The sequence below is a fragment of the Bellilinea sp. genome (assembly GCF_053501535.1).
In genome coordinates, this window is sequence record NZ_JBRCOK010000110.1 from 1 (window position 1) to 7,263 (window position 7,263).

Below are 7,263 nucleotides of genomic sequence, written 5' to 3' on the forward strand. Positions count from 1 at the left end.
ACGGCTGGCCGGTGATCGCCGAACAGCACGGGCTGGTATTCATCCGCTACCGGCTGCACTGGCAATCTATATGGAATTTCAACCCGGATAACTTGCAAAACAACAGCCAGATACGCCAGTTCTTTTTGAACAACCGCTCCGACCAGCCCTTGTTCGCCCTGCGGCTGAGCGACGGCAGCGAAGCCTTCATCCCCAATGTCGGCAACGGCGGTTTTGGGGACGGCGGCTACCTGCCGATGGGACCGATGCCGGTCATCGCCCGGCTGGCGGACGGCAAGGAAGCGGCCTACATTGTCGTGCGCGCCGGCCCCTGCGCGGCAAACCCGTGCGACTCGCGCTGGGATTCCCACCTCGGCGAATTAATGCTCGACAACCAGACGGTGAGCGGATTTCAGGCCGGTGATGTCCGCTTCATGGAAAACACCTTCTTCCCAACCGATGAGCAGGCCTTCGCCAGCATGGCCGGCGATATGATTTTTGCGGCCCACTGGGAAGCCGGGATTGCCCACCAGATCACCGACCGCTCGCCCGCCCGCGGCGCGACCACCACCAACCCCATCCGCGTCAGCAACCTGCCGCACATTGCCACCTCGCAGGATGAAGACGCCTGCGGCAGCGGCTTTTTGGCCAGCCACTACTGCGCCAGCGGGCTGATCAACACCCGCAACTGGCCGGGCGGTTTTTACATTTACTGGAAAGAAGGGGCTGTTTACGACCGTTACTGGAGCGAGTACGCCGCCTGGCTGGTCAGCAACGATACGATTTACTTCGTCAGTACAGACGGCGCCGTGGTCGCGCTGGAACACGGCCAGCCCGCCGTTAGCAGCCTAAACGTCGAAGCGGTTTCCGTCAGCCAAAACCTGCCGGCTGAACCGCCGGTGCTGAATGAGCCGATTTCCCACGAACAGGCTCACCTGTACGCCGGCTGGGTGGCTGCCGTCGAGGGCGAACTGGTGCGGGTATTCAACAACGGCAAGGCGGTCTACCTCTCCTTTGTTGAACCGCACCAGCGCCGCTTTGTGGTGCGCATCATGAAGGAACACTGGGGGGCTTTCGACCAGCCGCCGGAAACCCTCTACCGCCCCGGCCAGCGCGTGCAAATCCGCGGCCAGATTTGGTGGTACCAGGGCGGGCCGGTCATCTATGTGACCAGCCCCGAGCAGATTGTGATCGAAGGAGGCGAGTGATGTCCATACCTGATTCCGAAACCGTCATTTTCGTCACCCGCAACGGCATGGGGGATGCCGAACCCGAGCTGCAGCAGAAACTGATCGGCAAATACTTCAAGCTGCTCGACCAGAACAACGTAATTCCGGCAGCGATCTGCTTTTACGCCAGAGGCGTTTTTCTGGCAGTGGAAGGCTCGCCGGTGCTGGATTCGCTGCGCTCGCTGGAAGCCAAAGGAGTGCGCCTGATTTTGTGCAGCACCTGCCTGAATTTCTACAACCTGACCGAACAAGTGCAGGTCGGCATTGTCGGCGGGATGACCGACATCATCGAAGCTCAGCGCCGCGCCGGCAAGGTGATTACGCTGTAGATAGCTTGGGCTGAGTGAGGCTGGGGCAGGCAAAACGATTTTGTCTTCTACTTTGCAGAAGGCCGGCTCTCGCTTCAGCACTTGCCGTGGCAACCCCCATCCTGATTTTTGATGAAGCCACCGCGGGATTGAATTATTGCAAAAACGAACAGGTATATCGGGACAACTCGCGGCTACACGAAGACCATAGAATCCTTGTGGTTATCTCTCCTGTGTGATTTCTTTTGCCGGGCATGTTGAGAGTCTTATTCTTTTGAACCACGGAGAAGATGATCTGGATGCCGATTTCCCTACTTTTCCAAACAATCTACATGGATGAGCTCACAATAGAATTTGTTATTTCACGAAAAACATCGCTCAATTTTGGATAGAGGTTTGTGTAAATGGAATAACCTCGCTCGTATCTTTCTCGATGATCCGGATTGGGTTGAATTACGCCCGTAATCTTAATGCATTTTTTCACCGCATCATCTACATCGTTGAAAACACCAACTCCGACACCGGCAAGCAAAGCCGCACCGTAGGCAGGTCCCTCTTCTACTTGTAAGGTTACTATCTCTTGATTGAAAATATCAGCCTGCATTTGACGCCACAAAGCACTTTTTCCCCCCCCACCCACAACTCGAACCTGGTTGATCTCGATACCGATAGACTTCATTATCTCTATTCCATCTCGCAACGAATAGGTTACTCCTTCCATCACCGCTCTGATCATGTGACCCATGTGATGGCGTGAGGTTAAACCGACAAAAGCCCCGCGAGCCATTGGGTCAAGGTGCGGCGTTCGTTCCCCATTCAGGTATGGAAGAAAATATAGACCCTCTGACCCTGCTGGAATAGTAGATGCCAACGCCGTCATTTTGTCATAATGCAGAATTTCTGGGGTCCCGGTATCGAACATGCAGGCTGATTCGAGAATAAGATCCCGTATCCAACGGAAAGAGCCGCCAGCGCTGAGGGTTACCGCCATCAGGTGATACTTTTGAGGTACAGCATGACAAAATGTATGTAATCTTCCGCGTGAATCGAACTTAAGTTTGTCAATGTGAGCAAAAATAACTCCGCTGGTTCCTATACTGGAACTTACGATTCCTTCAGTCACAATCCCTGTCCCGACAGCTGCAGCCGCATTATCACCACCTCCCCCCACAATAGGAATACGTGGATTAAGTCCCAGAAGTTGAGCAACAGAGGGTTTCAGAGCTCCCGTCAAATCCGGCCCTTCAACAACTTTCGGCAACCACTTTACAGGAATTTCCAGCTTCTCAAGAATTTCATGACTCCAATCACGCTTTTGCAGGTCAAGCAATAAAGTGCCGGCAGCATCCGAGGCGTCACTGATTAAAACTCCACTTAACAACAAACGAATATAATCTTTTGGTAAAAGCACATACCTGATTTTGCTGTAATTTTCCGGCTCATTTTTACGCAGCCATAAAATTTTTGGTGCTTGAAAGCCAGTTAAAGCCGGATTACCAGCGATTTCAATTAATTTCGTGTTACCGATCCGGGAATTAATCTCATTACATTCATCAATGGTACGCTGATCATTCCACAGAATAGCCGGTCTAATAACCGCAAATTCTTCATCCAAAAACACGGCGCCGTGCATTTGACCGGTCAAACCAATAGCAACAACATCCCTTGCAAAAAGTGATGCATTTTTCACTGCTGATTGTATAGCTTTGCAAGCACCAGCCCACCAATCGGCAGGATTTTGCTCACTCCATAAAGGATAAGGCGAAAAAAGGGGGTATTCAGCGGTAGCAGAGCCGAGAACATTACCCTTATCATCCACCACAACCGCCTTGGCACCAGTTGTACCAATATCCAAACCAATCAGCGCTGGCATTTCAACCTCCTCACTTCAAAAACCGACAACCAACGAACCCGGATGTTCAATAAAATCGCCAACCTTTTTCAAAAACCTCGCTGCCGGGGCACCATCCACAACTCGATGATCAAAGGTTAAGCTTAATGTCATTCGTCGGCGCAAACATATATTCCCGTGGTACTCGGATGGACGCAAAACGATTCGCCCAACGCCCAAAATAGCCGTTTCTGGCAGCCGAATTATGGGTGTAAAAGCATCAATGTTGTACATACCCAAATTTGTAATGGTAAATGTTCCCCCCTCCAGATCATCTGGCACCAACCTTCCATCCAGACCTCGACGCTTCAAGTCTTCGATTTCTTGGCTAATCTCAAGAATAGATTTTTCCAGTGGATTCTTTACCACCGGCACCACTAAGCCTCGTGATGTATCCAATGCAAAGCCGATGTTAATGTTCTTGAGTTGAACGATTCGGTCATTCATAACCGTAACATTCATATAAGGACATTCTTTCAAACCAAGCGCGATGAACTTTATCAACAAAGCATCAAAAGAAATTTCATGACCTTGCTGAGAGGCTAAATTTTTATTGTAAAAAGTGCGAAGATCGTATAATTCAGAGGCGTCAACCTCACTGAAAAGGGTTACCGGCGCGGTATTGTTTGCCCCTGCCATCATTCGTTCGGCAATTAATCCCCGTATACCACTTTTCAGAGAAACGGAGGGAAGAGGTTGTTCTGATGAGGGCTCGATCCTTTCTGCAGATTTTGAATGCCTTTCCAAGGCGTTCTCAACGTCTCGGCGTGTGATTTTTTCCCCATCCATTGGTTGGATCATTGACAAATCAATACCCCACTCCTTAGCCATTTTTTGTGCAATGGGGGTTACACGGAATGAGCCTGAATCCACCAGATTTTGCATTTTGGTTGAAAATTCTTCAACATCTTCGATAGAGATTTTATTGGATTTCTTAAAACTTACAACCCGGGCCAGATCTATACCCAATTCCTTAGCCCGCCGCCTTACAGCAGGGGTAGCCTGAATGTCTGCCACCTGTGCGGGCATCTCCCCTTCCTGCGAACCTCCCAAATGTGATTTTTCGACAATCAGAGGTTCCTTTTTTTCTTCTGTTATAGAAGATGTCAATGAAGGCGCAGCAGGTATTGGCTCGTCGGGTTGAAGGATATAACCTACAACGCCAGCAACCGGCACCATATTCCCTGCTTCTACCAGCCGATGCAGGATGCCATCCTCTTCGGCTAACACTTCGTTAGTAACCTTGTCTGTTTCAACTACATAAACAGGTTGACCCTTTTTGACTTGTTGACCTTCTTCCACCAGCCATTCAACAAGGAGTCCTTCGCGCATGTTAAGGCCAATTTTTGGCATCAGTATTTCGGTCGGCATTTCAATACTCCTCTAAGTTATTTTGTTCCTTGAACACAAAATGTCGTTCTTTGACTGCAATATCCATAACTTTAGAAACATCCACAATCCAGGGACCATTAATCCGCAAGACAATTTGCACATGTTGATCAGGAGAGACTGTAAATTCCTTTTCTCCATCTAAAGAGATGACAGAATTCTGGTTTATGCTCAGGGAATAAAACTGATCAGGAAAGAGAGTCTGTAATTCAGAAATTCCAACCCTCTGCAACTCGCCAGGTTGAAGAGAAGCCAATATAAATCTGCTTGCAGATTTTTCACCTGTAGCCATCAGTAATCCATAAGGATCGGTAGGTTCTACACCTCGAACCATTCCAACGACGGAAGATAATCCTGTAACAAATGGCTTTGAGCGGGTTACTGCAACTTGTGATATTCGATCCCCCTTCCAAACAGCCTTGGCACCAACAAAATCATCCCGAATAACACCAACATCAACAAGCGCCAAATCAACCATCTTGTCATCAACCCAAACTTCAATATATTTATGTCGGATACAAAAATCTTCCAAAGGTATGTTGGGGTTAGAAAGAATGAATTTGGCTGCCAATCCTGCAGTAGTGCCGTCGATCATGGTCGGGATCACATTGTTTGTACCCGTTGATATTGCCATTATCGGTACGGTCGCAATAGATTTTGCCACAATCCTCACTGTTCCGTCCCCACCCAAAACGATTACAAGACGAGCCCCGGTTTGGATAAAATGTTCGGCAGCGTTTCTTGAATCTTCAGCAGAATTAACCAATTGCATGCTGATCAGCGAAATCTGAGAAGTTGCATATCCATTGCTGAAGGAATCCAGCAGCCTTTTTCCTAACCCAAAACGCTCCGGCATTATTTCTATTTGGATATTCCTAAAGGTTAATAAAGTTTTCGCGATGCAATAGGCAAGATTATATTTATACCGATCGGTCACATCTGCAGCAGCAGATGTGATACGTCGGATATCTTTGCCCGCATCAGGATTAATGATCATTCCAACTTTTAACATCCGCTTATCCTTCTACCTGTTGATTAACAGCTTGAATTATCCTTGTGATAATCATTTTTATTTACACAAATAAAACCAGCTCATATTGGGTTCAGTAATCAAGGAAGTTACTGCTAATCTTTAATATCATCGAAATCCACCTTGCATTTAAGTATTTCCTCCTTTTATAATGGGTTGGAGAGGATCATCCCTCTGGAAGGCCCGATCCCAAAACGCTTGGTTGGCAGCCGTCTGTTTTGGGGATCGGGCCTGAAGCATTTAGGATGTTTCACGAATCGGTTGTCTGCTCCTGACCTAGCCTTGCTGTCAAGGCAGTCCCTGCAATGATTACAAGGCCCTGTGCAATTAGCTGATCATAAAAGTCAAAGCCTAGAAGGTTTAGTCCGTTTGTCATCGTAGCAAGTAACAATACACCCATAGCCGTTCTTTGCATTGAACCAATACCACCAAACATACTTGTGCCACCCAGTATCACTCCTCCGATGATGGTTAGAAGGATTTTATCGCCTACTCCTGGAATAGCTGCTCCTAGATTTGCCATTGCAAGGAATCCTGCTAATCCACTGAGTACACCTGAAATCGTGTACACAGAGGCCACAATCAACCCTCGACGAATCCCCACATACCTGGCTGCATTAGGATTTGCACCTAGCAAATACAAATGCCTTCCCCAAGTTGTTTGAGTAAGTAAAACCCCAAACACCATCATCGTTAATATTGCAACTACTGCAATAGCAGGAATACCGAGCCAGTTGGTTTTGCCAAATGTTCGAATAGATTCAGGAACCGCAATTGCAATTCCTTTGGAAACCGTAAAAGCAATTCCTCTTGCAACAAGATGGGTTCCCAGCGTCAGGACAAAAGGCGTTAACCCAAGTTTGGCGATACTGATACCATTGAACAATCCAAAGAACAGACCAACCACCAAAGCAACTCCTACACCAACCCACCATTCTCCCTCAGCGCCCATCACCGTTGCTGCGATAATACCGGAACAAGCAGCTACGGATGCAACAGAGATGTCAATTCCGGCAGTAATCAGGACAAGAGTTTGACCAACAGCTGCAACTGCAACAACTGCAGTAGCCGCCAGCAGGGTTTGAAGGTTTCGTTGGGTGGCAAATGTTGGTGAGAGGAGGGAGAATATAATCCATAACGGAATCAGGATTGGCAGCACGGAAGATTTACTGAGCAAAGTTCTCGAAAAGGCTTTAATTCCGTGCAGTATAGTTGGCTTTTGCATGACTTTGACTTCTTCGAGTGCAACCTGTTTCATGTCATCCTTTAGGTTTGTTGACTATTGGGAAGCTTTTGAGCCCCAAACTTTATCTTTGTTTTCCACGATATTCTGGTATGTATAGAGAGTGCCGGGGAAGCGTTGATCGGTTACGGTCAGTTTTCCGCCGGTCAGCACAGTGTATGCTGCCTCTAAAGCTCCTCGCCCAAGATCAGCCA

5 protein-coding genes and 1 pseudogene are annotated in these 7,263 nt (G+C 48.2%); 2 read left to right on the forward strand and 4 right to left on the reverse strand.

Annotated elements, in window-relative coordinates; all coding sequences use genetic code 11:
• Together ACWIZX_RS10875 and ACWIZX_RS10880 are read left to right on the forward strand one after the other, a co-directional pair.
• Window positions 1-1,187 (forward strand): annotated as a pseudogene (locus ACWIZX_RS10875) (PQQ-binding-like beta-propeller repeat protein); the annotation flags it as partial.
• Window positions 1,187-1,537 (forward strand): DsrE family protein, encoded by a 351-nt coding sequence (locus ACWIZX_RS10880; protein ID WP_448335780.1) that lies wholly within the window; start codon window positions 1,187-1,189, stop codon window positions 1,535-1,537. The pseudogene ACWIZX_RS10875 and the gene ACWIZX_RS10880, both read left to right, overlap by 1 nt.
• A gap of 307 nt (window positions 1,538-1,844) precedes the next feature.
• On the opposite strand, the gene xylB is transcribed toward ACWIZX_RS10880, so the two are convergent.
• The 4 genes from xylB to ACWIZX_RS10900 all read right to left on the reverse strand — a co-directional run bounded on the left by xylB (window position 1,845) and on the right by ACWIZX_RS10900 (window position 7,084).
• Window positions 1,845-3,389 (reverse strand): xylulokinase, encoded by a 1,545-nt coding sequence (gene xylB / locus ACWIZX_RS10885; RefSeq protein WP_448335781.1) that lies wholly within the window; start codon window positions 3,387-3,389, stop codon window positions 1,845-1,847.
• 15 nt (window positions 3,390-3,404) lie between these two features.
• Window positions 3,405-4,778 (reverse strand): dihydrolipoamide acetyltransferase family protein, encoded by a 1,374-nt coding sequence (locus ACWIZX_RS10890; RefSeq protein ID WP_448335782.1) that lies wholly within the window; start codon window positions 4,776-4,778, stop codon window positions 3,405-3,407.
• A gap of 1 nt (window position 4,779) precedes the next feature.
• On the reverse strand, window positions 4,780-5,808 hold the full coding sequence (locus ACWIZX_RS10895; RefSeq protein WP_448335783.1) for an NAD(+)/NADH kinase: 1,029 nt from the start codon (window positions 5,806-5,808) through the stop codon (window positions 4,780-4,782).
• Between the two features lie 268 nt (window positions 5,809-6,076).
• Window positions 6,077-7,084: an ABC transporter permease gene (locus ACWIZX_RS10900; protein ID WP_448335784.1), complete on the reverse strand. Its 1,008-nt coding sequence runs from the start codon at window positions 7,082-7,084 to the stop codon at window positions 6,077-6,079.
• Between the last annotated feature and the right edge of the window lie 179 nt (window positions 7,085-7,263).

Excerpts from the sequence above, each read along its gene's own strand:
- ACWIZX_RS10880 (WP_448335780.1), top strand. The coding sequence starts at position 1,187 with ATGTCCATACCTGATTCCGAAACCGTCATTTTCGTCACCCGCAACGGC.
- xylB (WP_448335781.1), bottom strand. The coding sequence starts at position 3,389 with ATGCCAGCGCTGATTGGTTTGGATATTGGTACAACTGGTGCCAAGGCG.
- ACWIZX_RS10890 (WP_448335782.1), bottom strand. The coding sequence starts at position 4,778 with ATGCCGACCGAAATACTGATGCCAAAAATTGGCCTTAACATGCGCGAA.
- ACWIZX_RS10895 (WP_448335783.1), bottom strand. The coding sequence starts at position 5,808 with ATGTTAAAAGTTGGAATGATCATTAATCCTGATGCGGGCAAAGATATC.
- ACWIZX_RS10900 (WP_448335784.1), bottom strand. The coding sequence starts at position 7,084 with ATGAAACAGGTTGCACTCGAAGAAGTCAAAGTCATGCAAAAGCCAACT.